19 protein-coding genes, 1 tRNA gene and 2 pseudogenes are annotated in these 23788 nt (G+C 23.5%); 10 read left to right on the top strand and 12 right to left on the bottom strand.

Annotation, left to right across the window (positions count from 1 at the left end):
* Positions 1–3: 3 nt before the first annotated feature.
* The 6 genes from D9V61_RS02425 to D9V61_RS02400 form a co-directional block, all read right to left on the bottom strand.
* Positions 4–1872: a SurA N-terminal domain-containing protein gene (locus tag D9V61_RS02425; protein ID WP_158339645.1), complete on the bottom strand. Its 1869-nt coding sequence runs from the start codon at positions 1870–1872 to the stop codon at positions 4–6.
* 110 nt (positions 1873–1982) lie between these two features.
* The gene (gene lon, locus D9V61_RS02420; protein ID WP_158339644.1) at positions 1983–4340 is read right to left on the bottom strand and encodes an endopeptidase La; all 2358 of its coding nucleotides are present in this window, start codon (positions 4338–4340) and stop codon (positions 1983–1985) included.
* A gap of 186 nt (positions 4341–4526) precedes the next feature.
* On the bottom strand, positions 4527–5813 hold the full coding sequence (gene clpX / locus D9V61_RS02415) for an ATP-dependent Clp protease ATP-binding subunit ClpX (RefSeq protein WP_158339643.1): 1287 nt from the start codon (positions 5811–5813) through the stop codon (positions 4527–4529).
* Between the two features lie 95 nt (positions 5814–5908).
* Complete coding sequence (clpP, locus tag D9V61_RS02410) at positions 5909–6523, bottom strand: ATP-dependent Clp endopeptidase proteolytic subunit ClpP (protein ID WP_158339642.1); 615 nt, start codon at positions 6521–6523, stop codon at positions 5909–5911.
* 151 nt (positions 6524–6674) lie between these two features.
* Positions 6675–7994 carry a trigger factor gene (gene tig, locus D9V61_RS02405; RefSeq protein ID WP_158339641.1) on the bottom strand — a complete coding sequence of 440 codons (1320 nt, stop codon included), beginning with the start codon at positions 7992–7994 and terminating at the stop codon, positions 6675–6677.
* A 181-nt stretch (positions 7995–8175) separates the two neighbouring features.
* Positions 8176–8481, bottom strand: a complete 306-nt coding sequence (locus D9V61_RS02400; RefSeq protein ID WP_158339640.1) for a BolA family protein — start codon at positions 8479–8481, stop codon at positions 8176–8178.
* Between the two features lie 256 nt (positions 8482–8737).
* Between D9V61_RS02400 and cyoA the strand changes: the two genes are divergently transcribed.
* Genes cyoA through cyoE form a run of 5 tightly spaced genes read left to right on the top strand, consistent with a single transcriptional unit; the run spans position 8738 to position 13469 of the window.
* Positions 8738–9658 carry a ubiquinol oxidase subunit II gene (gene cyoA, locus D9V61_RS02395; protein WP_158339639.1) on the top strand — a complete coding sequence of 307 codons (921 nt, stop codon included), beginning with the start codon at positions 8738–8740 and terminating at the stop codon, positions 9656–9658.
* Between the two features lie 4 nt (positions 9659–9662).
* Entirely contained in the window at positions 9663–11654 is a 1992-nt protein-coding gene (cyoB, locus tag D9V61_RS02390; RefSeq protein WP_158339638.1) for a cytochrome o ubiquinol oxidase subunit I, read from the top strand.
* Complete coding sequence (gene cyoC / locus D9V61_RS02385; protein WP_158339637.1) at positions 11651–12268, top strand: cytochrome o ubiquinol oxidase subunit III; 618 nt, start codon at positions 11651–11653, stop codon at positions 12266–12268. Before cyoB ends, cyoC begins: the two co-directional genes overlap by 4 nt.
* Positions 12268–12585: a cytochrome o ubiquinol oxidase subunit IV gene (gene cyoD, locus D9V61_RS02380; RefSeq protein ID WP_158339636.1), complete on the top strand. Its 318-nt coding sequence runs from the start codon at positions 12268–12270 to the stop codon at positions 12583–12585. Before cyoC ends, cyoD begins: the two co-directional genes overlap by 1 nt.
* Before the next feature lie 26 nt (positions 12586–12611).
* Positions 12612–13469: a heme o synthase gene (cyoE, locus tag D9V61_RS02375; RefSeq protein WP_158339635.1), complete on the top strand. Its 858-nt coding sequence runs from the start codon at positions 12612–12614 to the stop codon at positions 13467–13469.
* A gap of 21 nt (positions 13470–13490) precedes the next feature.
* Here the strand turns inward: cyoE and D9V61_RS02370 are convergent, their stop codons facing one another.
* Positions 13491–13835 (bottom strand): TusE/DsrC/DsvC family sulfur relay protein, encoded by a 345-nt coding sequence (locus tag D9V61_RS02370; protein WP_158339634.1) that lies wholly within the window; start codon positions 13833–13835, stop codon positions 13491–13493.
* Between the two features lie 71 nt (positions 13836–13906).
* On the opposite strand from D9V61_RS02370, the gene D9V61_RS02365 reads away from it, so the two are divergent.
* The 3 genes from D9V61_RS02365 to dxs all read left to right on the top strand — a co-directional run bounded on the left by D9V61_RS02365 (position 13907) and on the right by dxs (position 17894).
* The gene (locus tag D9V61_RS02365) at positions 13907–15067 is read left to right on the top strand and encodes an MFS transporter (protein WP_158339633.1); all 1161 of its coding nucleotides are present in this window, start codon (positions 13907–13909) and stop codon (positions 15065–15067) included.
* 94 nt (positions 15068–15161) lie between these two features.
* Positions 15162–16010: a polyprenyl synthetase family protein gene (locus tag D9V61_RS02360; protein ID WP_158339632.1), complete on the top strand. Its 849-nt coding sequence runs from the start codon at positions 15162–15164 to the stop codon at positions 16008–16010.
* A 57-nt stretch (positions 16011–16067) separates the two neighbouring features.
* Positions 16068–17894 (top strand): 1-deoxy-D-xylulose-5-phosphate synthase, encoded by a 1827-nt coding sequence (dxs, locus tag D9V61_RS02355; RefSeq protein ID WP_158339631.1) that lies wholly within the window; start codon positions 16068–16070, stop codon positions 17892–17894.
* Between the two features lie 14 nt (positions 17895–17908).
* Here the strand turns inward: dxs and nusB are convergent, their stop codons facing one another.
* The 5 genes and pseudogenes from nusB to mltA all read right to left on the bottom strand — a co-directional run bounded on the left by nusB (position 17909) and on the right by mltA (position 22139).
* Positions 17909–18340 carry a transcription antitermination factor NusB gene (nusB, locus tag D9V61_RS02350; protein WP_158339630.1) on the bottom strand — a complete coding sequence of 144 codons (432 nt, stop codon included), beginning with the start codon at positions 18338–18340 and terminating at the stop codon, positions 17909–17911.
* A 19-nt stretch (positions 18341–18359) separates the two neighbouring features.
* Positions 18360–19481 (bottom strand): annotated as a pseudogene (gene ribD / locus D9V61_RS03190) (bifunctional diaminohydroxyphosphoribosylaminopyrimidine deaminase/5-amino-6-(5-phosphoribosylamino)uracil reductase RibD).
* Positions 19482–19525: 44 nt separating this feature from the next.
* Positions 19526–20497, bottom strand: a complete 972-nt coding sequence (gene thiL, locus D9V61_RS02335) for a thiamine-phosphate kinase (protein WP_158339628.1) — start codon at positions 20495–20497, stop codon at positions 19526–19528.
* A gap of 48 nt (positions 20498–20545) precedes the next feature.
* Positions 20546–21022 (bottom strand): 6,7-dimethyl-8-ribityllumazine synthase, encoded by a 477-nt coding sequence (ribE, locus tag D9V61_RS02330; protein WP_158339627.1) that lies wholly within the window; start codon positions 21020–21022, stop codon positions 20546–20548.
* A 40-nt stretch (positions 21023–21062) separates the two neighbouring features.
* The gene (gene mltA, locus D9V61_RS02325) at positions 21063–22139 is read right to left on the bottom strand and encodes a murein transglycosylase A (protein ID WP_158339626.1); all 1077 of its coding nucleotides are present in this window, start codon (positions 22137–22139) and stop codon (positions 21063–21065) included.
* Between the two features lie 110 nt (positions 22140–22249).
* On the opposite strand from mltA, the gene D9V61_RS02320 reads away from it, so the two are divergent.
* Both D9V61_RS02320 and argA read left to right on the top strand, forming a co-directional pair.
* Positions 22250–22326, top strand: a tRNA-Met gene (locus D9V61_RS02320).
* 200 nt (positions 22327–22526) lie between these two features.
* A pseudogene (argA, locus tag D9V61_RS02315) lies at positions 22527–23726 on the top strand (amino-acid N-acetyltransferase).
* Positions 23727–23788: the final 62 nt, after the last annotated feature.

Below are 23788 nucleotides of genomic sequence, written 5' to 3'. Positions count from 1 at the left end.
AAGTTATATTTTTTCTATTTTTTCATATGTAATTATTGATTTTTCATGAAGATCTTTAAGAATAGAATTAAAAATTATTTCAGTATTATTTTTTTCTAAATATTCAATAACAAAATTTCTTTCTTTTTTAGAAAAGTTTGTATTATAAATTTTTTCAAGTGATATAATTATAAAATCTTTATTTGTATCTTGATATAAAGTATATATTTTCTTTTGTTTTTTTGGATGCGGTAAAGAAAATACTATTGGTGCGATAGAATTTTGATCATAACGAGATATAATTTCAGAATTAGAAAAATCAAGATTTAATTCTTTAAATAAATTTGTTTTTCCTTTTTTTAATTCATAAATAATTTTTTCTGCTTTTTGTTTTGTTTCTTTAATTGCTTTTTTAAATTTTAATTTTTTTATAATGTTTTTTTTAACGTTTTCAAATTCTTGTATTTTTTTGCTTCTAAAATCTTTGATCTCAATTAAAAAAGATTGATTTTTTTTAAAATTAATAAAATGTAAATGTGGCTCTATTTTTTGATCTTTTTTAAATGATTTTTTATCAAAAATTATTTTTTTTAAAATAGGAATATTTAGTACTTTAGGAATCGAATTTTTATCAAACCAATCAGTTTCTTGCGTAGTTATATTGTTTTCTTTTAAAATTAATTTAATTTGATCTGGATTTTTTTTAATACTATTAGATATTTTATTTTTTAATATATTATATAAATATAATGATTTTTGTTTTTTTATTTCTTTTTTAATTATATCGAATACTTCGTACATTTTTTTTTGTTTTCCAATTAAAATGTCATTTAATTTAATAATTAAAAATTCATTATGAAATGGAATAACATTAGATATTTGATTTTTTTTATTTAAATTTGCATTTTTAATTTCATTTGGGATGATATCAATTCCTATCCATCCAATATCTCCACCTTTTTTTGATGAAATCGGATCTATTGATTTTTCTTTAGCTATTTTTGAAAAATCTTCTGGTGTATTATGTAATCTAGATAATATTTTTAATGCTTCATTTTTAGTTTTAGTTTGTATAATACTATATTTTCTTTGTTCTTTTGTTGAATATTTTTCAATATTTTTAAAATACCATTCATAAACTTCTTTGTTTTTACAAGTTGATTTAAACTGATCTGGTTTTAACTTAACAAAATTAATTTTAAATTTTTCTGGAACATAAAAATGATTTTTATTTTTATAAAAATAATTTTGTGCTTCTGAAATAGTTACATTTTGTTTTTCCAGTACAGAATTTGTTTTAAGAATTGATTTTTTAATTACTCGTTTTTGAGATAATAATTTTATAATATTTTTTGCTTCATTTTCTAAAATAAAATTACTATTAGCAATAGCATGTATTAAATTTTTTGTATTTATTTTTCTTTTAATGATATTTATATATTCATCATTAGTTAAATTTACAGATGTAAGATAATTGAAATATTTTTCTTTATTGAATTTCGAATTTTTCTGAAACATAGGAGAATTTAATATTATTTCTTTTATTTCACGATCATCTGCTTGCAATTGTATTTTTTTTGTATATTGTTCTAAAAGAAGGTTATTAACTAATTGAGATAAAACATAATTATAAGTTTCTTTTATAAATTTTTTATTATGACTAAATTTAAAAAAATTTTTTCCTAGTATTTTTTTTTGTTTTTCTCTTTCAATAAAATACATTTTTTGAAAAGTATTCAAGCTAATTTTTTCACCATTTACGGTTGCTATATATTTTTCAAAATCTTTATTAATATAGCTATTTATACTAGTGAATATTAATGATAGAATAATTATTCCTAAAATGCACTTAACAATAATACGATTTGATCGTGATTGTAAATATTTTGTCATAATATGACGATCCTAGATATTTTTAATATTACGTAAAATAAAAAAATATTTTTATATTTATATTTAAATATAAAGGCTGACGATTTTTTGTCAGCCAAATTTCATTTTATCTATATAAAATTATTTTTCTGCATTAAAATATAAGGTATGTTTTCTAATGCTAAGTTTAAAACTTCTTCAATATTTTTTACTGGATGTATTTTTAATCCTTCAATAATATTTTTCGGTATTTCTTCTAAATCACGTTTATTTTCATATGGTATTAATACTGTTTTAATTCCTCCACGATGTGCTGCTAATAGTTTTTCCTTTAATCCTCCAATAGGTAGTACTTGTCCACGTAGAGTTATTTCGCCTGTCATTGCAATATTAGATTTAACAGGATTTTTTGTTAACGATGAAACTATAGCTGTACACATTGCTATACCAGCACTTGGTCCGTCTTTTGGTGTTGCTCCTTCAGGAACATGAACGTGGATATCATGTTTTTCATGAAAATCTTTTTTAATTCCTAATTTATTAGCTTGAGATCGAACGACAGTTAATGCTGCCTGAATAGATTCTTGCATGACTTCGCCTAGAGAACCTGTATATGTTAGTTTCCCTTTTCCTGATACACATGCTGTTTCAATTGTAAGTAACTCTCCACCAACTTCAGTCCATGCTAATCCAATTACCTGACCAATCTTATTTTTACTGTTGACTCTTCCATAATCAAAACGTTTAATTCCTAAAAATTTTTTTATATTTCTTTTATTTATTTCTATATGTTTTAAAGATTTATCTAATAGTAAATTTTTTACTACTTTTCGACATATTTTAGAAATTTCACGTTCTAAACTACGTACACCTGCTTCGCGAGTATAATAATGAATAATACTAATTATAGCGCAATCAGTAATTGTGATTTCATCTTCTTTTAACGCATTTCTTTCTATTTGTTTTGGGTATAGATATCGTTTTGCTATATTTAATTTTTCATCCTCAGTATAACCAGAAAGACGAATAATTTCCATACGATCAAGTAATGGTGCAGGTATATTCATAGAATTTGATGTAGCAACAAACATAACATCTGAAAGATCATAGTCTACTTCTAGATAATGGTCATTAAAAGTTACATTTTGTTCTGGATCTAATACTTCTAATAAAGCCGATGCTGGATCTACTCGTATATCACGAGACATTTTATCGATTTCATCTAATAAAAATAGAGGATTTTTGACTTTTGCTTTTGCCATTTTTTGAATTAATTTTCCAGGCATAGAACCTATATATGTACGTCTATGGCCTCTGATTTCTGCTTCATCTCTTATTCCTCCTAAAGCCATTCTTACATATTTTCTACCTGTCGATCTCGCAATAGATTTTCCTAATGATGTTTTTCCTACACCAGGAGGTCCAATTAAACATAAAATAGGACCTTTTATCTTATTTTTTCGGCTTTGTACTGCTAAATATTCTAATATTCTATCTTTTACTTTTTCAAGACCAAAATGGTCAATATCAAGAATTTTTTTAGCCTGTTGAATATCTTTTTTTATTTTTGTTCTAATATACCAAGGAACTTGTATCATCCAATCAATATAACTACGTACTACAGTTGCTTCTGCTGACATAGGTGACATCATTTTTAACTTCTGAAGTTCTGATTCTGTTTTTTCTCTTGCTTCTTTTGGCATTTTTGATGCTTTAATTTTTCGTGTTAATATTTTATTTTCATCTGGAATTTCATCCATATCGCCAAGTTCTTTTTGAATAGCTTTTATTTGTTCATTTAAATAATATTCTCTTTGACTTTTTTCCATTTGTTTTTTAACACGATTTCTAATTCTTTTTTCAACTTGTAGCAAATCTATTTCAGATTCCATTATAGCCATTAAAAACTCTAATCTTTCATTTATATTATGTATTTCTAAAACTGATTGTTTATCGTTTAATTTTAATGGCATATGTGCAGCAATAGTATCTGCTAATTTTTCTGAACTTTTAATATTATTAAGAGTATTTAATATTTCTGATGGAATTTTTTTATTAAGTTTAATATAAGACTCAAATTGATTAATTGTCGTACGAATTAATACTTCTTGATCTTTATCTAAAATTGTAGGAGAAACAATTAACTCTATTTCTGCAATAAAATGTTGTCCATTATTTGTTAAATTTTTAATACAAGCACGTTGTAAACCTTCTATTAAAACCTTTACAGTTCCATCAGGTAATTTTAACATTTGCAAAATTGAACTAATAGTTCCTATATTAAATAAATCATTTTTAGTAGGTTCATCTTTAGATGCTTCTTTTTGTGCAATCAACATAATTTTTTTATCATTATTCATAGATGTTTCAATGCATTTAATTGATTTTTGACGCCCTACAAATAATGGAATTACCATATGAGGATATATAACTACATCTCTTAATGGTAAGACAGGGATTGTAATGCGTTCAGAACGCTCAGAATTCATAGAGCTCTCTCTTAGTTGAATTTCCCGATATTTATAATATTTAAAAACTGCAATATATTAAAAAATGCAGTTACACCTATATATCAGCCAAGTATATCGGAATTGTCGCTTGACGTTTAATGCTAAGCGTTTGACAAAATAAAAGTAATTACTCTTATTTTTTAGATCATCGGATGTCTTTTTTTTTTATTCACCTGATGCTTTTTTTGATTTGTTTTTTCCATATATTATTTTTGGTGACGAATTATCATTTACAACAGACTCGTTAATTAAAACCTTTTCTATGTTTATCATAGATGGTAATTCGTACATTGTACTAAGTAGTATACCTTCAATAATAGATCGTAATCCTCTAGCCCCTGTTTTTTTGTTCATTGCTTTTCTTGCAATAGCGATAATAGATTCTGTATTAAATTCTAAATGTACTTTTTCTAATTCAAATAATTTTTTATATTGTTTAATTAAAGCATTTTTAGGTTTGCATAATATATCAATTAATGCTTCTTCAGTTAATTGATTTAATATAGTTATTATTGGTAAACGACCAATGAATTCTGGAATTAAACCAAATTTTATCAAATCTTCGGGTTCTACTTGTTTTAGTAGAAAATCTTCTGATATTTTTTGTTTTTTTTTCTTAATATTAGCGTTAAAACCTATTTCTGTTCCTGTATCAAGTCTTTTAGAAATAATTCTAGATAATTCTGAAAATGCACCAGCACATATAAATAAAATATTTGAAGTATTTACTTGTAAAAATTCTTGTTGTGGATGTTTTCGTCCTCCTTGAGGAGGAATAGAAGCTAATGTTCCTTCAATTAACTTCAATAGTGCTTGTTGTACTCCCTCTCCAGATACATCTCTAGTAATAGAAGGATTATCAGATTTTCTTGCTATTTTATCTATTTCATCTATATAAACAATGCCTAATTCTGCTTTTTTTACATTATATTTGCATTTTTGTAATAATTTTTGTATTACATTTTCAACATCTTCTCCTACATATCCAGCTTCAGTGAGAGTAGTCGCATCTGCAATAGTAAATGGTACATCTAATAGTTTAGCTAATGTTTGTGCTAATAGTGTTTTTCCACTACCTGTTGGTCCTATTAATAAAATGTTACTTTTACCTAATTCAACTGAATCTGTTTCTTTATTAAAATTATAAAGACGTTTGTAATGATTATAAACTGCAACAGATAGAACTTTTTTTGTATGATCTTGTCCAATCACATAATTATCAAGATGTTTTTTTATTTCATTTGGTGTAGGTAAATAATTTATTGTATTTTCAGTGTTATTTATTTTTTTTTTAACTGTTTCTTCAGTAATAATATCATTACATAATCTTACACATTCATCACATATATATACTGTTGGACCAGCTATTAACTTTTGTACTTCTTTTTGGTTTTTTCCACAAAAAGAACAACAAAGTAGCTTTTTAGAATTGTCTTTACTCTTATCTGTCATGCTTAACCTCTTTTTTTACATATTTTATATTCTGAGTAAATAGATTCTATATATTTTTATCGAATATTTTACAGAAAAGTTATTAATTTGTTTTTTTATTGACGCTGAGTTAAAATAAAATCAATTAGTCCATATTTAATAGATTCTTCTGCTGATAAAAAACAATCACGTTCTGTATCTTTGTTTATTTTTTTAATAGATTGACCAGTATGATATGACATTAATTTGTTTAATCTTTTTTTCATTTCCATTATTTCTCGAGCATGAATAGCAATATCTGAAGCTTGTCCTTGATATCCGCCTAATGGTTGATGAATCATAACTTTTGAATTAGGTAAACAAAATCTTTTTCCTTTAGTTCCAGATGTAAGTAATAAAGCAGCCATAGAACAAGCTTGACCCATACAAATAGTACTGATTTCTGGTTTAACGAATTGCATAGTGTCATAAATAGACATGCCTGATGTAATAATACCTCCTGGAGAATTAATATATAAAAATATATCTTTTTCTGGATTTTCAGCTTCTAAAAATAATATTTGAGCTACAATATTATTAGCCATATTATCTTCAATAGTTCCTATCATAAAAATTATTCGTTCTTTTAATAATCTTGAATATATATCATATGAACGTTCGCCTCTCGAATGTTGCTCTATAACCATCGGAATTAATGTTGCATATAAGTTTTTTTTATTATTGTATAACATATTTTATTCCTAAAAATATTCAATATTATTTTAAATAATGAATATTATATTTTTTATGATTTAATTTTGAAATTATACAATATTAATAATTATATTAAAGTTTAATACTTTAAAAAAATTTTTTTGTATTGCAATAAAATATAATTATAGATTATAAAATTATTTCTTCATGGTTTTTCCAGTTATAATTTATAAATTGATCAAAAGTCCAATATTTTTTTTTAATTTGAATACTTTTTTTTAATAACAACATTGCTTGATTTTCTAAGTCTATATTTTTTATCGTGTTTTTAAAATTGTTATTTTTATTATATAAATTAATAATTTCTTTTGGATTTTTATAATTCAAAGATATCTTTTCAATTATTTTTTGTATATTATTTTTATCTGAACATAATTGGTTATCAGAAATAATTTTTTGTATTATTATTTGAATATATAGTTTCTTTTTAACTTGTGAATTAAGATCAAAATGATATTTTTTTTCTAAAATACTAGAATTTTCTTCTTTATATTTTTTCTTGTTATTTCTGTATAAATTTTTTATTTCTTGTTGAAATAAAAGTGGAGGTATTAATATAATATTTTTTTCGATTATTTTTTTTATAAATTGATCTTCTAAATACTGTTCAGTTATGACATTAATTTGAGAACAAAGATTATTTTTTATATTTTGATAGTTTAATTGAGTTAATTTATCTTTTTTATTATCTTTTTTATTTTCTTCTATTTCTTCTTTTTTCTCAATTTTAAGAATTTTTATTTTAAATGTTATATCTTTATTTTGAAGTTCTTTTTCTGGATAAAACTGATGAAATTTAATTTTAAAAAAAAATATATCATTAATAAAATGATTAATGATTTTATAATTTAATTGAGGTATCAATGTATTTTCAGATACAATAAAACTAATATTTTCTGTATTAAATTTTTTTATGTTTATATTTTTTTCATAAACATAATAATTAATTGTTACACGATCATGAGATTTGATAGCTTGATTAACTGTATTCCAAACATTTTTTTTTATTTTATATTTTTCTATATTTTTATTAATATCTTGATCTGTTATTTTAACATTTATTTTATTAACTTTTATTTTTTTTATATCTTCTATTTTAAATTTTGGATATAGTTCGTAAATTACATGATACTCAAAATATTCTTTTTCTTTTTCTTTATTCTGATGCATATAAAATTTTGGAGAACCAATAATTTTTATTTTTTCTTTATTTATAAATTCGTAAAAAAAATTTTGCATTAATTTTTTGAATGTATCATAATAAATGGAATAACCATATTTTTCTTGTATAACTTTAATAGGAGTTTTCCCTTTTCTAAATCCATTAATTTTAGTTGTTTTACCAATTCTTATACATTCTTTAATAATAGAACTATTAACGGTTGTTTTTGGAATTTTAATTGTAACACGATGACCTGCATCTTTATTTTTTTCCATAAAAAATTTCATCTTATTACCTCAAACGATTACTTTTATCAGCGTATTTTATATTTTCTACTAATTTTAAAAATTTTATTTATATCGTAATAATTTTCTTATTAAGGAAGAATGATTCTTGTTTTTTATAAAAATTTATTTTTTAAAATTACATGATGATTTTAATCAAATTTTTTTAATGAACTGATAAATATTATTTTCTTTTTAAACATTTAATATTATTATTTTTTTTAAATTTTTTACTTTCCCATTCATTTAAAGTATAAGTATTTAATGTTAATGAATATATATTTTTTTTTAGTGTTTTTGATAATACTGAAAAAATTAAACGGTGCCTATCGATTAATTTTTTATTAATAAAATTATTGCTAATAATAAGTATTCTTAAATGTGTAAAACCTTTTTCTGGGTGATTATGAAATAGGCTGTCATCATAAATTTTAATAAAACTTATATTTATTTTAGATGTTAAACATTTTTTTATTTTTTCTAGAGTCATTAATTGATATGATGTCCTAATTATTAATAATAAAAAAATCATAAAAATATTTTTATACTGCGTAAACAGTATTATATTGTATTTTTTAAAAAATAAATTTTAAAAATTATTTTTAATTTTAAATTTTATCAATTTTTAAAAAATAATTCAATTATTTCACAAAATATTACTTTTTTTATAAAATAAAAATTTTCAAATAAAATAGTACTTTTAAAAATATTTTTAATAAATAATCATATTATTTTTGAGGTTTTGAATGACATTTTTAAATTATAATAATTTTTTAAAAATATTATCATTATTGTTAATATTTTTTTTTCTGAATGGGTGTAATAGTTTATTTTTAAATCCTCATGGATTAGTTGCTATAGAAGAATGTTCATTAATATTAATATCTTTTATAATGATGTTGTTTATTATTATTCCTGTGATTTTTATGACTGTATATTTTTCTTTTAAGTATCGTTCAACTCATATAAATCAGATATATAAGCCTAATTGGTCTGATTCAAAAAAAATAGAAATAATAGTATGGACTATTCCAATTTTGATAGTTTCTTTTTTAGCATTTTTATCTTGGAATTATAGTCATAAATTAGAACCTAAAAAACCTATAGTTTCTTTTAATGATCCTATTAAAATAGATGTAGTTGCATTAGATTGGAAATGGTTATTTATTTATCCAGATTATGATATTGCGACTATTAATGAAATAATGTTTCCTGTAAATAGACCTGTAGTTTTTAGAATTACTTCAAATTCTGTTATGAATGCTTTTTTTATTCCGTCATTGGGAAGTCAAATATATGCTATGCCTGGAATGACAACAAAATTAAATTTAATTGCTAATAATCCAGGTAAATATAAAGGCATATCATCTAATTATAGTGGCAAAGGTTTTTCTAATATGAAATTTACTGCTATATCTGTTTCAAAAAATTCCACTTTTATAAATTGGGTAAAAAAAATAAAAGACTCATCAATAAAATTAAATACAATGAAAATTTTCAATAGAATATCTATTCCAAATGAGAATTATTCTATAGAATATTTCTCTGATGTGAAAAAAAAATTATTTAATGAAATTATAAATCAATATTCTATGAAAGATTTTAAAATATTAAATAAAAATATTGTTCATGAAATTAAAAACAAAAATACTTATATGGAGAAATAGAATAATGTTTGGAAAATTGACATTTGATGCTATACCATATCATGAACCAATTATAATGTTTACTTATACTGCTATTATTTTAATTGGATTGTGTGTTACATCAGCTATTACTTATTATAAAAAATGGCAATATCTATGGTCTGAATGGTTTACTACAGTTGATCATAAAAAAATATCTATTATGTATGGAATACTTGCATTTATCATGTTATTTCGTGGTTTTGTTGATGCTATATTGATGCGTACTCAACAAGTTATTTCATCAGCAGGTTTGAAAGGATTTTTACCTCCACATCATTATGATCAAATATTTACAGCTCATGGTGTAATAATGATTTTTTTTGTAGCGATGCCTCTTGTTATTGGTTTAATGAATTTAGTAATACCATTACAAATTGGAGCTCGTGATGTAGCTTTTCCGTTTCTTAATAATTTAAGTTTTTGGTTAAATGTCAGCAGTGCTGTATTACTTACTTTATCTTTAGGAATAGGAGAATTTGCTCAAACAGGTTGGTTGGCTTATCCTCCATTATCTGGAATAAAATATAGTTCAGGTGTAGGAGTAGACTATTGGATCTGGAGTTTACAAATTGCTGGTGTTGGAACCACGTTAACTGGAGTTAATTTTTTAGTTACAATTCTAAAAATGAGAGCGCCAGGCATGTCTTTTTTTAAAATGCCAGTTTTCACGTGGGCTTCTTTATGTACTAATATTCTTATAGTTATTTCTTTTCCAGTTTTAACTGTTACTCTTGTATTACTTACTTTAGATCGTTATTGTAATTTTCATTTTTTTACTAATGATTTAGGTGGAAATGCAATGATGTATGTTAATTTAATATGGATTTGGGGTCATCCAGAAGTTTATATTTTAGTGCTTCCAGTATTTGGTATTTTTTCAGAAATAGTAGCTACTTTTTCTAAAAAACGTTTATTTGGATACGTATCTTTAGTATGGGCTACATTATCTATTACAATTTTATCTTTTATTGTGTGGTTACATCATTTTTTTACTATGGGGGCAGGAGCAAATATAAATGCTTTTTTTGGAATTACTACTATGATTATAGCAATTCCTACTGGTGTAAAAATTTTTAATTGGTTATTTACAATGTATCAAGGTCGTGTGCGTATGCATTCTTCCATGTTATGGACTTTAGGTTTTTTAGTAACATTTTCTATTGGTGGCATGACTGGTGTATTATTATCAGTTCCTCCAGCTGATTTTATTTTACATAATAGTTTGTTTCTAGTTGCACATTTTCACAATGTAATTATTGGTGGAGTAGTTTTTGGTTGTTTTGCTGGAATTAATTATTGGTTTCCTAAATTATTTGGATTTATCTTAAATGAAAAATGGGGAAAACGTGCTTTTTGGTTTTGGATTATAGGTTTTTTTCTTGCTTTTATACCATTGTATTTCTTGGGATTAATGGGTATGACTCGTCGTTTAAGTCAAAATATTGATTCTGAATTTCATGTACTATTATGTATTGCTGCTATTGGAGCATTTTTTATTGGAATTGGAATCATATGTCAAATAATTCAATTTCTTGTTTCAGTGAGAGATCGTCGATATAATTTAGATTTAACCGGTGATCCTTGGGATGGTAGAACTTTAGAATGGTCTACTTCTTCACCTGCTCCAATATATAATTTTGCTATTATTCCTATAGTTAAAGATAGAGATGATTTTTGGGAAAATAAAAATAAAGAAGACTATAGAAAAAAATTGAATCATATTAACAACTACAATGACATTCATATGCCTAAAAATACAGGATTAGGTTTTTTAATTAGCATGTTTTCATTATTTTTTGGTTTTGCAGCAGTCTGGCATATTACTTGGTTGTGTATTTTTTCTTTTTTTGCGATTATTATCAGTTTAGTTATAAAAAGTCTTAATGAAGATAATGAATATATTATATTAGCAGAAGATATAAATAAAATTGAAAATCAATATTGGAAAAATATTCGAAAAGCAGGTTCAAAATGATAGAAAATAAAATAAATAATATGACATTAAATATTAATGAAAAAGTCTATGATACGAAATTAGAAGATAGGAAATTATTTGGTTTATGGATATATTTAATGAGTGATTGTATAATGTTTGCAGTTTTTTTTGCTGTTTATGCAATAGTTTCTTCAAATATATCAATTAGTTTAATTAGTAAAGAAATTTTTAATTTACCTTCTATTTTATTAGAAACACTTTTATTATTATTAAGCTCTTTATCTTGTGGTTGTATTATTATTGCAATGAATCAAAAAAATATAAAAATGATTTATTCATATTTAATTATAACTTTCTGTTTAGGTTGTGCTTTTTTATTTATGGAAATAAATGAGTTTCATGAACTTATAATAAAAAATTTAGGTCCTGATAAAAATGCGTTTTTTTCTATTTTTTTTACTCTTGTTGCAGCTCATGGAATTCATATTTTTTTCGGTTTGATTTTAATATTATCAATTATTTATCAAATTAAAAGGTTAGGTTTAACTAATTCTATTTGTACTAGAATTTTATGTCTTAGTGTTTTTTGGCATTTTTTAGATATTATTTGGATTTGTGTTTTTACTTTTATTTATTTAAATGGAGCTATTTAATGCAAAATTTTATTAAATTAAATATAAATAAAGAAATGCAATCTTATTTTTTAGGTTTTTTATTTTCTATAGTATTAACTGTAGTTCCATTTATATTAGCGATACAAAAAATTTTTTGTAATGAAATTAATTATATTATTTTTTTATCATGTGCTATTAGTCAAATTATTATTCATTTTATATATTTCTTACATTTAAATTTTTCTGTAGAAAAAAGATGGAATCTTATAACTTTATTATTTGTAGTTGTAATAATATTTATTGTTGTCTTTGGTTCTATCTGGATTATGTATAATTTGAATCATCATATAATGTAAAATTTTAATTAAAATGTGTTATTTATATGTTTAAAAATTATTTAGAAATAATTAAACCTGGTATTATTATTGGAAACATTACCTTAATTTTAGGTGGTTTTTTATTTGCATCTAGGCATGTTAGTTTTGATTTTTTTTTATTGATATATACTATTTTAGGTGCATCTTTAGTAATTGCTTCCGCTTGTGTTTTTAATAATTTAATTGATTTTGATATAGATTCAAAAATGCAACGTACTAGTAGTAGAGTTTTATCAAAAAAATTACTTTCTTTCCGATCTGCATTAATTTTTGCTATTTTTTTAGGCGTTTTAGGTATATCTACATTATTTTTTTTAGTAAATTTTTTATCAATGATTTTATCAATTTTTGGTTTTTTTATTTATGTGATTTTATATTCTTTATTGTATAAAAGAAGTTCTATTTATTCAACATTGATTGGTAGTTTTTCAGGTTCGACACCATCTATTATTGGTTATACAGCAGTTTCCAATTCTATTGATATATGTTCTATTTTATTATTTATAATTTTAATATTTTGGCAAATGTCTCATTTTTATGCTATTTCTATAGTAAGATTAAAAGACTATAAAAAAGCTAAAATTCCTATTTTTTCTGTAATAAAAGGTGTTTCTAAAACAAAAAAACATATTTTCTTTTATATTTTTAGTTTTATTTTTTTTAGTTCTTTATTAACTTTTTTAGGTTATTTAAGTTATATTTTTTTATTTTTATCTTCTATTGTAAATTTTTACTGGTTATTTTTATCTTATTCTAATATTAAAAACAATAATAATACAGAAAATGCAAGACAATTATTTTATTATTCGATAATAGTGATTATTGTATTTAATTTCTTAATATCAATAGATGTTTTATTTTAAAAAAATTTTAATCCATAGTTTTTATAAGCATTTTACTGGTTTAGGTATTCCAGCAATTTTACTAGCTTGTTTAGCTGGTCCTTTCGGAAACAGTTTAAATAAATAAATACTGTTGCTTTTCGATATTCCTATTTCGTTTTTAATACTTTTAATTAACATTCTCATTGATGGTGTTATATTGAATTGGAAATAAAATTTCCGTACAAACATGATTACTATCCAATGATCAGAATTTAGCTTAATATTTTCTTTTTTTGCAATTTCTACTGCTAGTATTATATTCCAATCTTTAGTTTTCTTTAAATATCCTTCTGAATCTTTTTCAATTTTGTCATATGTATGTAATGTTCTATTATTAGTGTTCATTTTTTTTGATCAATATAGTTTAACTTATATGAATTTTAAAAAATATTAAATAAAGTATGGAGGATTATAAAATGAACTTTTTAGAATTACAAGTTACATTAAGTTTTTGTTCAGTTTTTTTGTTACGTATGTTGGGAATGTTTATGATTCTTCCTATTTTGAGTAAATATGGAATGCTTTTAGATGGAGCAAATAAATTTTTAATTGGTTTAGCAATAGGAATATATGGTATTGCTCAAGTAATATTTCAAATACCATTTGGAATATTATCTGATAAATTTGGTCGAAAAAAAATAATTTTGCTAGGTCTTTTTGTTTTTTTTATTGGAAATATTATATCAGCTAATATTCATTCGATTTGGGGATTCATAATTGGTAGATTTTTACAAGGTTCAGGGGCTATATCTGGTGTATGCATGGCTTTTTTATCTGATTTAATTCGAGAAGAACATCGTGTTAAATCTATTGCTGCTATAGGTGCAAGTTTTGCTATTTCTTTTTTAATATCTATAATTTCTGGACCTTTAATTGTTCAATTTTTTGGATTTTTTTCAATTTTTTGGATTTCGGTATTACTATCTATTATTTGTATGTTAATTGTTTATTTTTTTATTCCTTATTCAAAAAAAAATATATCACAAAAAAAAAATGTATGTTATTCATGTAATGAAGGATTAACATTTATTTTAAATAAAGTTTTTTTTAGATCTTATTTAGGTATATTTTTTTTACATTTTTTATTAATGATTAATTTTATGATTATTCCTAATCAACTTGAAATATCTGGATTTTCTTTGAATAATCATTGGAAAATATATTTAGGTACTATATCAATTTCTTTTATAATTTTATTTTTTTTTATATTTTATTGTAAATATAAATATATTTTAGAAAATATTATTGAAATTTGTATTTTATTTATTTTATCTTCAGAAGTTATTTTTCTAACAGCACAAAATAATTTATTATTTTTAATTATTTCTTTACAGATTTTTTTTATATCCTTTAATTTTCTCGAAGTTTTCCTCCCTTCAAATCTGAGTAAACATTCATTAAATAACTATAAAGGTAGAATAATGAGCATTTATTCTACTAGTCAATTTTTAGGTATTTTTTTTGGAGGTATTTTTAGTGGATGGTTGTATAGTTTTTTAAATATTTCTCAAATTTTTTTATTTGAAATATTTATTATATTATTATGGTTGAATTTTAGTTTTTTTTGTAAGAAGTAGATTTAATTTATAGTATAATTAAATTTAATAAACAATATATATATTATGTTTTTTTATAAATAATTAAATATTCGCTTTTTTTAGGTGTTTAACTATGCATTTTTTAAATTTATACAAGATGTATAAAAATCGTATAAATAAAAAGTTATTTTATACATTAAATCAGTTACCTTTTCAAAAATCAAATCTTTTAAAAGCTATGAAATATAGTGTTTGTTCAGAAAGTAAAAGATTACGTTCATCTTTAGTATATTTAACTGGAGAAGTTTTTCAAATAAACATAGTTACGTTAGATGTTATATCTACTGCTATTGAATGTATTCACTCATATTCTTTAATACATGATGATTTACCTTGTATGGATAATGATAATTTTAGAAGAGGTAAAATTTCTTGTCATATAAAATATGGTGAAAGCACTTCTTTGCTTGCTGGTGATGCTTTACAGAGTCTTGCATTTAATATTTTATCAAAAAGTTTTATGCCAAATGTATCTAATTTCAAACGTATAAAAATGATTTCTGAATTATCTAGTTCTATTGGTTCTTCTGGAATGTGTATAGGTCAAAACTTAGATTTAGAATCAGAAAAAAAAGAATTAAGTCTATCTGAATTACAAAGTATTAATTTTTATAAAACTGCTTTTTTAATGCGTGCTTCTGTACGTTTAGTATACTTATCTTCTAGCAATTTTTCTCAATCTGTATTATCAATATTAGATTTATTTTCCAGTTCTATTGGTTTAGCATTTCAAATTCAAGATGATATTTTAGATTTTAAAAAAGATAGTATAAAAGTACAGGATAATAAAATAATTAAAAAAAACACCTATCCATTAATAATAGGTTTAGATAAATCTAGGAAGAAAATAAAAAATCTATATGAAAAATCATTTTTAGCATTAGAGAGTTTAAAAAAAAAAATTTTAATACTAATATGTTAAAAAAATTAACAAAATTTATAATTAAACGTATTAAATAAATTTAATGATGGGCACCTAATGAATTCTAATTCTAAAAAATATCCAATGTTATCTTTTGCTAATTCAGTAGAAAATTTACGACTTTTAACGGTTGAACAGTTACCAAAACTGTGCTTTGAGTTGCGTGAATATTTATTAGATATGGTTACTATTTCTAAAGGACACTTTGCTTCTGGATTAGGTGTAGTAGAAATTACTGTAGCACTTCATTATGTTTATAATACTCCTTTTGATAATTTATTGTGGGATACAGGACATCAAACATATCCTCATAAAATACTAACTGGAAGAAGTAGCAAAATTAGTACTATTAGGAAAAAAAATGGATTACATTCATTTCCTTGTCGAGAAGAGAGTAAATATGATGCTTTAAGTGTTGGTCATTCTTCTACTTCAATTTCTGCAGGTTTAGGAATGTCTATTGCAGCTGGGAAAGAAGGTAAAAATAGACAAACTATTTGTATTATTGGTGATGGAGCAATTACTGGAGGTTTAGCATTTGAAGCTATGAATCATGCCGGAGAAATACAATCCGATTTATTAGTTATATTAAATGATAATAAAATGTCTATTTCAAAAAATGTAGGATTTTTGAATAATCATTTAAAGATGTTAAGAAGTATTAAAAATACTAAAAAAAATAGAAAAAAAACACATTTACTTTATCAACAACTTTTTAATAAAAATAAAAAAATTAAAAATAATTGTATCACTTTTAACTCAATATTTTCTAATTTAGGATTTAAATATTTAGGACCATTCGATGGTCATAATATTTTTTCTATTATTAACATATTAAAAGAAATAAAAAATAAAAAAGGTACTTATTTATTACATCTTGTAACTAAAAAGGGAAAAGGTTATCTTCCTGCTGAGTTAGATCCTATTAAATGGCATGCAATATCTTCTAACAATTCATCAACTTCAAAATTCCTTAGTTATTCAGATGTTTTTGGTTCTTGGTTATGTGAAATAGCTGAATTTGATAAAAAATTAATAGCGATTACACCTGCAATGTGTGAAGGTTCTGGAATGTTGAAATTTTCTCGTCTTTTCCCAAATCAATATTTCGATGTTGCTATTGCTGAACAACATGCAGTTACTTTTGCTGCAGGTCTCGCCATCAGTGGTTATAAGCCAGTTGTTTCTATTTATTCTACTTTTTTGCAAAGAGCTTATGATCAACTTATACATGATATAGCATTACAAAAACTATCTGTTTTATTTGCTGTTGATAGAGGAGGTATTGTTGGGAATGATGGGCAGACTCATCAAGGAATTTTTGATCTAGCTTATTTAAGATGTATTCCTGGGATAGTTATTATGACGCCTAGTGATGAAAATGAATGTCGTCAAATGCTTTATACTGGTTACATGTATAATAAAGGTCCTAGTGTAGTAAGATATCCTAAAGGATATGGTATTGGAGCATTATTAATGCCTATGAATACTATTCAATTAGGAAAATCTTTAATAAAAAGAAAAGGTAAAAAAATAGCTATTTTAAGCTTTGGTACTTTATTACAAAATGCTTTTTTTGCAGCAGATAATTTAGATGCAACATTAGTAGATATGCGTTTTGTTAAACCTTTAGACAAAAAAATGATTTTAAAATTATCTTCTAAACACAAATTTTTTATTACTCTTGAAGAAGGCGTAATTTCTGGTGGTGCAGGCAGTGCTGTAAATGAATTGATTATGATAAATAAGATTTTCCTGCCAGTGTTAAATATTGGCTTACCAGATATATTTGTACCACAAGGTACTCAAGAAGAAATTAGACATGATTATCAATTAGATGCAGAAGGAATTTATAAACAAATATTTCATTGGTTAAAAAAATAATATAGATAAAACTATTATGTAAAAATAATTTTTTTATTATATCCCATTTTAAATACAGCTTTATCTAAAACACCATTTATAAATTTATGACTGTCTTCAGAACCAAATAATTTAGCTAATTCAATACCTTCATTAATAGATACTTTATAAGGTATATCATTTCTTTTATGTAATTCATAGAATGAAATTCTAAGAATTGCTTTTTCAATATGTCCTAATTCTTTTAAAGATCTAAATAAAAAAGGTTTTATTAAATTATCTATATTTTTACAATCGTATGTAATTCCAGTAATTAACTCATAAAAGTACACAATATCAATATTTTTTTTATTTTTTTCTTTTAAAAATTGGATAGCACTTTCTTTAATGTTATTATGAGATATTTCCCAAGAATATAACATTTGTAAGGCACATACTCGTGCTTCTCTTCGAGAAGATGGCTTCATAAATAAAATTTCTCTTTTTTTATATATTATTATTATATTTTTTAGGAGATAATATTAATCTTATATCAGGACCTATATTACATATATCTTGAAATTTGAATTGAAGAGCATTCGATATTTTTAATTTTTCATAAATCATACATAATGGTTTAGCTTCATGTCCTAATATTTTAGGTGCCATATATAAAATTAATTCATCGATTAAACATGAATTTAATAAAAATCCTGATAAACTACTTCCTGCTTCTATCCAGACATTATTGATTTCTGATTTTCCTAGAAATTTCAAAAGAGAAAAGATATCAATTTTTTTATTATATGCTTGTTCTATAATTTGTTTGGTATTTTCAGGCCATATTTTTTTATCATATTTTAATCTTATCAACCAAACTTTTCCTTTTGTTTTAATAATTTTATGTGATGGTTGAACACGATTTTTACTGTCTATAATTACTCTTATTGGATGTTGAAATATTTTATGAGGAAAAATAGATAGCGTTTCCTTATCAAATTCCTGATAACGAACGTTTAGTAAAGGATTGTCACTTAAAATAGTAGCACTGCTGCTTAGAATTGCTGAGCTTTTTGCTCGAAATTTTTGCACATCTTGACGTGCATATTTTGAAGTAATCCATTGGCTATCACCATTTTTCATAGCAATTCTTCCATCTACTGAAATAGCTAATTTAAGTTGTGTTCATGGTAAACCGGTTTGCATTCTTTTAAAAAACCCTTTATTATATTTTTTTGACTCTTTTGATAATAAACCTATTTTTACAGAAAGACCATGTTGTTTTAAATATAAAATTCCATTACCAGAAACTTTAGGATTAGGATCTATATTAGAAATTATAACACGATTAATACCCGCTTTAATAAGAGCATCACAGCAAGGAGGAGTTTTTCCAAAATAATTACATGGTTCTAATGTTATATAAGCTGTTCCTCCTTGTGCTTGTTCTCCAGCCATAATTAATGCATTAATTTCCGCATGATTAGTTCCTGTCTTTTTATGCCATCCTTCTCCAACAATAATATTATTTTTTACGATTACACATCCTACATTAGGATTAGGTGCTGTAGTAAATTGGCCTAACTTACTTAGTTCTATTGCTCTTTTCATGTAAAATGTATCATTCATTTTTAACCAGCATATTTTTTTGTATGTTTTATAAAAAATTTTTTTTAATTAAAATGATCAAAGCCTTTTTTTTTAAAGAAAATTTTCTTTTTATTGTAAAATAAATTAAAACCTTGTTCTATAGGTGTAATACGTCCAATACATGTAAAATTAACTGAAAAATTTTTTTTGATTAAGTTGAGTTTTTCAATATTTTTTTTTGCTATAGTAAAACATAACTCATAATCTTCTCCTATATTTAATGCCCAATCTAAATAATTTTGATGTGTGAAATTATCAATTAAAATTTTTGAAATAGGAATTTTATTTAAATTGATATTTGCTCCACATTGACTACTACTCAATATATGACCTAAATCTGAAAGTAATCCATCTGATATATCAATAGCTGCACTAGCAATTTTTCTAAGAGCTATTCCTTCAAAAACTCTAGGTGTAGGATTTAGATGTTTTTTAATTAGATAATTTTGTATGTTTAAATTTTTTATAAAAAATTTATTTTTAATTAAAAATAAACCAGCAGCACTTTCTCCAAGATTTCCAGTTACATAAATTAAATCTCCTGTATTAGCATTACTTCTTAGCAATGCTGTATTTTCTTCTAGTAATCCATAAATACTCAAGGTAATACTTAATGGACCACGGTTTGTATCACCACCAATTAATCGTACATTATATTTGTTTAATATATTAAAAAAACTATTGCTAAATTTTTCTAACCATATAATATCAGAGTTGGGCATTGTAATAGATAGGGTTGTCCATTTTGGATCAGCACCCATTGCAGCAAGATCGCTAAGATTCACTGCTACTGTTTTATATGCTAAATCTTTAGGAGATATATTCTTGAAAAAATGAGTGTTTTCGACTAGTGTATCAGTACTAATTGCAAGAATATTGTGTTTTGGTATTTTAATTAAAGCACTATCGTCTCCAATTCCTTTTATTTCATTAAAATCTTTTTTTTGATTTCGTTGAAAATATCGTAAGATAATTTCAAATTCATTACATTTCATTTTTATCGTTAAATTTTAAAATATATATTTAATATAACATATTTAATATTATAGTATTTTTTTTAATTTTTTCATAATATTAATCATTTCCAATGCAGCTAGAGCAGCTTCAGAACCTTTATTACCCATTTTTGTTCCAGATCTTTCAATTGATTGTTCAATATTTTTTGTTGTTAATATTCCTAATGTAATAGGTAAAAAATTTTGAGTACTAATTCTTGAAAGACTGTTACTAGTATCATTAGCAATATGTTTAAAATGATCAGTATCTCCTTTTATAATTGTTCCTATAGCAATAATAGCATCATATTTACCAGAACTTGCGATATAACTTGCCACAGTTGGTATTTCATATGTTCCAGGAACATATACTATTAAAATATTCTCTTCATTCACTTGTCCTATTCTTTTTAAAGTATCTAATGCTCCTGATAATAAGTTATGATTAATAAATTCATTAAATCTCGAAATTATTATAGCAATAGATGCATTTTTAGCTGTGATTCCTGATTGAACTTTATTCATATTTTTTATACTTATTTATTTTAAGAATTAAGATTATTAATTACTGATTATTTAATATCCAAGCATATCCATAATGATTATAAAAACCTGCTGATACAGCAGCTTTTTTACCAATTCCTTCATACATATCAAAATGTTGACCTTTTATTGCACCTCCCACATCTAATGCAATTACTAAACGCATTTCATATTTCTTAATAAATATTCCATTTTTATCAAGTAGTGGTGTTTGTAATAATATTACACTACCTTTTTTTATTATAGAAGTATCTGATGCTACTGATGTTTGATTTATTAATGGAACAGCACTTGCACCATATACTTGTTTTTTTTTTGTTTTTTTAAAAAACACAAAAGATGGATTTTCTTCAAGTAAATTTTGTATTTCTTTTTTTGTATGTTTTTTAAACCAATTTTTAATAGATTGCATAGACATATTTTTTTTTTGTATATCACCTCGATTAATTAAAATTTGTCCAATTGCTTTATAGGGCCAACCGTTTTTACCAGCATAGCTAAAAAAAGTTAATTTTTTATTATTTCCATAATCTATAAACGCACTTCCTTGAATCTCCATAATGAAGTTATCTATTAACGAATTACTATAAGCTAAAATATATTTTTTATCTAAAGCTCCATTATATATGTCTTTTCTATTTGGTAAAAGTGCATTTTTTTTTAAATGATAAGGCATTGAATATATCGGGTATTTAAATTCATCTTTTTGAATTTTTCTCGCTTGTACTATTGGTGTATAATATCCAGTTATTTTAACATTACCATAGTTATCTATTCCTTTCATTTGAAATAAATTAATTCCGAATTGGTTGAATTTATTAATATTTGAGTTATTTTTCAACCAATTTAAAATTGCTTTATAAAGTGATTCATTTTTTGAGTATAAAGATGGAGAATATTTTTTGATTTTTTCTATTTGAATGAGAAATGATTTTGAATTAACTATTTTTTTTTCAATATTTATTTTTTTTATTTTTGTAAAATCTTGTATTAGTTTTTTTTTATATTGTTGTCCTTGATTGATAGCTATATGTGCGTATGATTGTACAAATGAAAGAATTAAACTGAAAAATATTATTATAATTATTATTTTCTTCATTTTTGTTAAATTAACAGTGTTAAGTTATAAAATATTTTTAACTAAATATTTAATTGATAAAAATTATTGCAATTTTTTTTATAACAGTGTAATATACAATTCAATAAAGACGCGGGGTGGAGCAGTTTGGTAGCTCGTCGGGCTCATAACCCGAAGGTCGTTGGTTCAAATCCAGCCCCCGCAACCAGTTAAAAAATATTTATATTTAAAATATTTAATTTAATCCCACCTTTTTAAAAAAAACCTTCCAATATTTTAATCTTTTTTAGATAATTAAAATTATATTAATAAAAAATAATATATAGATTGCAGTAAAAATGCAAGGGGATTGTTATGAAATAACGTGATACTGAATTAGTTCAAGATTTTCGTCACAGCGTTCCTTATATTAATGCTCATTGCGGTAAAATATTTATAATAATATTGTTATTTGACGAAACCATTAAGCATGAAAATTATTCTCGTATCATTAATGATATAGGATTATTACATCGTTTAAGTATTTGTTTAATATTAGTCTAAAGCGCTTGTCTTTAAATTAATTCTAGTTTAAAAGAAAAAATATTGAAATTAATTATCATAAATATATACGAATCACTGATTCAGACTCTTTAGAATAAATTAAGAAAGAAGCAGGAAGATTGAAATTTGATATTACAGCTTGTTTATCTATAACGTTAACTAATACTTCACTATAAGCAGAAAATATTAATGTAGTCAGTCGCAATTTTATTATTGTGCAACCACTAGAAATTGATGATGGTATAGATTATTATCATAGTTGTCGAATTAGAAGAATTAATGAAAATGCAATTAATTATCAATTAAAAAATGGATTTATAGTTTCAATTAGTCCAGTTTGTATTTCTATAACAGGAGAAAGTTTTAATTTAATTTCTGAAGAGATAGCAACTAAAATTAGTATTGAATTAAAAGCAGAAAAAATGATAGGTTTTTTAGTAATCAAGTATTTATAAATGATAAAGACAAAATTATTTCTGAATTACTACCTACTAATATAAATAATACAATTAAAAAATTGGAAAATAGGTCATTATATTTCTCCAATTTTTTGTTTTTTAAGGAATACGATAAAAGCTTATAAAAGTAGAGCACTATTGCAAAAATTATTTTCTTATCATGGAATTAGTACTCAGATGGTTTTGAAATTAGCAGAAAAAAATAAGATGAGCTAGTATCAATGATATTAGAGAAATATTAGAAATGATTCATCCTTTAGAAAAAAAGAAATTTTACTTTGTAGATCACGAAAACAATTAGAAATAAAAGTAGATAAATTTACTATTATTGAATATGATAATTTCACTATTGTTTATACAGCATTATATCCTTTTTTAAAAGAAAAAGTAGGGAAAATGGTTTACTTAGTTGTTTATCTGATTGTAAAAATTCTTTTTATGAAAATTAATTATTAAAAAAAATCAAAATTCAGTATAAGACAATGTGTCTAGAAAAGATTTTTTTGTATTAATAACTAAAAGTATTTATTAGTTTTAAGAAAGAGATTTGATTTTAGTTGATATTGAAGTTTTTCTGGAAAGTAAGAAGAAAACGTATAATTATTAGCGTATTGCAAAAATTTTACGATTGACTTAATTTAAAATATTCGTAGATATCTTAAAAAAATA

It is taken from the genome of Buchnera aphidicola (Acyrthosiphon lactucae) (genome assembly GCF_005083565.1).
Lineage (GTDB): Bacteria > Pseudomonadota > Gammaproteobacteria > Enterobacterales > Enterobacteriaceae > Buchnera > Buchnera aphidicola_AH.
Note: the sequence above shows the minus strand (reverse complement) of the source record. Positions and strands in the feature narration are given on the sequence as shown.

What these genes read in the sequence shown, in the direction of transcription:
- cyoD (WP_158339636.1), top strand. Translation starts at nt 12,268, where the DNA reads ATGCAAAATTTTATTAAATTAAATATAAATAAAGAAATGCAATCTTAT.
- cyoE (WP_158339635.1), top strand. Translation starts at nt 12,612, where the DNA reads ATGTTTAAAAATTATTTAGAAATAATTAAACCTGGTATTATTATTGGA.
- mltA (WP_158339626.1), bottom strand. Translation starts at nt 22,139, where the DNA reads ATGAAGAAAATAATAATTATAATAATATTTTTCAGTTTAATTCTTTCA.
- thiL (WP_158339628.1), bottom strand. Translation starts at nt 20,497, where the DNA reads ATGAAATGTAATGAATTTGAAATTATCTTACGATATTTTCAACGAAAT.
- D9V61_RS02400 (WP_158339640.1), bottom strand. Translation starts at nt 8,481, where the DNA reads ATGACTCTAGAAAAAATAAAAAAATGTTTAACATCTAAAATAAATATA.
- nusB (WP_158339630.1), bottom strand. Translation starts at nt 18,340, where the DNA reads ATGAAGCCATCTTCTCGAAGAGAAGCACGAGTATGTGCCTTACAAATG.
- ribE (WP_158339627.1), bottom strand. Translation starts at nt 21,022, where the DNA reads ATGAATAAAGTTCAATCAGGAATCACAGCTAAAAATGCATCTATTGCT.
- dxs (WP_158339631.1), top strand. Translation starts at nt 16,068, where the DNA reads ATGAATTCTAATTCTAAAAAATATCCAATGTTATCTTTTGCTAATTCA.
- D9V61_RS02370 (WP_158339634.1), bottom strand. Translation starts at nt 13,835, where the DNA reads ATGAACACTAATAATAGAACATTACATACATATGACAAAATTGAAAAA.
- lon (WP_158339644.1), bottom strand. Translation starts at nt 4,340, where the DNA reads ATGAATTCTGAGCGTTCTGAACGCATTACAATCCCTGTCTTACCATTA.
- tig (WP_158339641.1), bottom strand. Translation starts at nt 7,994, where the DNA reads ATGAAATTTTTTATGGAAAAAAATAAAGATGCAGGTCATCGTGTTACA.
- cyoB (WP_158339638.1), top strand. Translation starts at nt 9,663, where the DNA reads ATGTTTGGAAAATTGACATTTGATGCTATACCATATCATGAACCAATT.
- clpP (WP_158339642.1), bottom strand. Translation starts at nt 6,523, where the DNA reads ATGTTATACAATAATAAAAAAAACTTATATGCAACATTAATTCCGATG.
- D9V61_RS02365 (WP_158339633.1), top strand. Translation starts at nt 13,907, where the DNA reads ATGAACTTTTTAGAATTACAAGTTACATTAAGTTTTTGTTCAGTTTTT.
- cyoC (WP_158339637.1), top strand. Translation starts at nt 11,651, where the DNA reads ATGATAGAAAATAAAATAAATAATATGACATTAAATATTAATGAAAAA.
- D9V61_RS02360 (WP_158339632.1), top strand. Translation starts at nt 15,162, where the DNA reads ATGCATTTTTTAAATTTATACAAGATGTATAAAAATCGTATAAATAAA.
- cyoA (WP_158339639.1), top strand. Translation starts at nt 8,738, where the DNA reads ATGACATTTTTAAATTATAATAATTTTTTAAAAATATTATCATTATTG.
- D9V61_RS02425 (WP_158339645.1), bottom strand. Translation starts at nt 1,872, where the DNA reads ATGACAAAATATTTACAATCACGATCAAATCGTATTATTGTTAAGTGC.
- clpX (WP_158339643.1), bottom strand. Translation starts at nt 5,813, where the DNA reads ATGACAGATAAGAGTAAAGACAATTCTAAAAAGCTACTTTGTTGTTCT.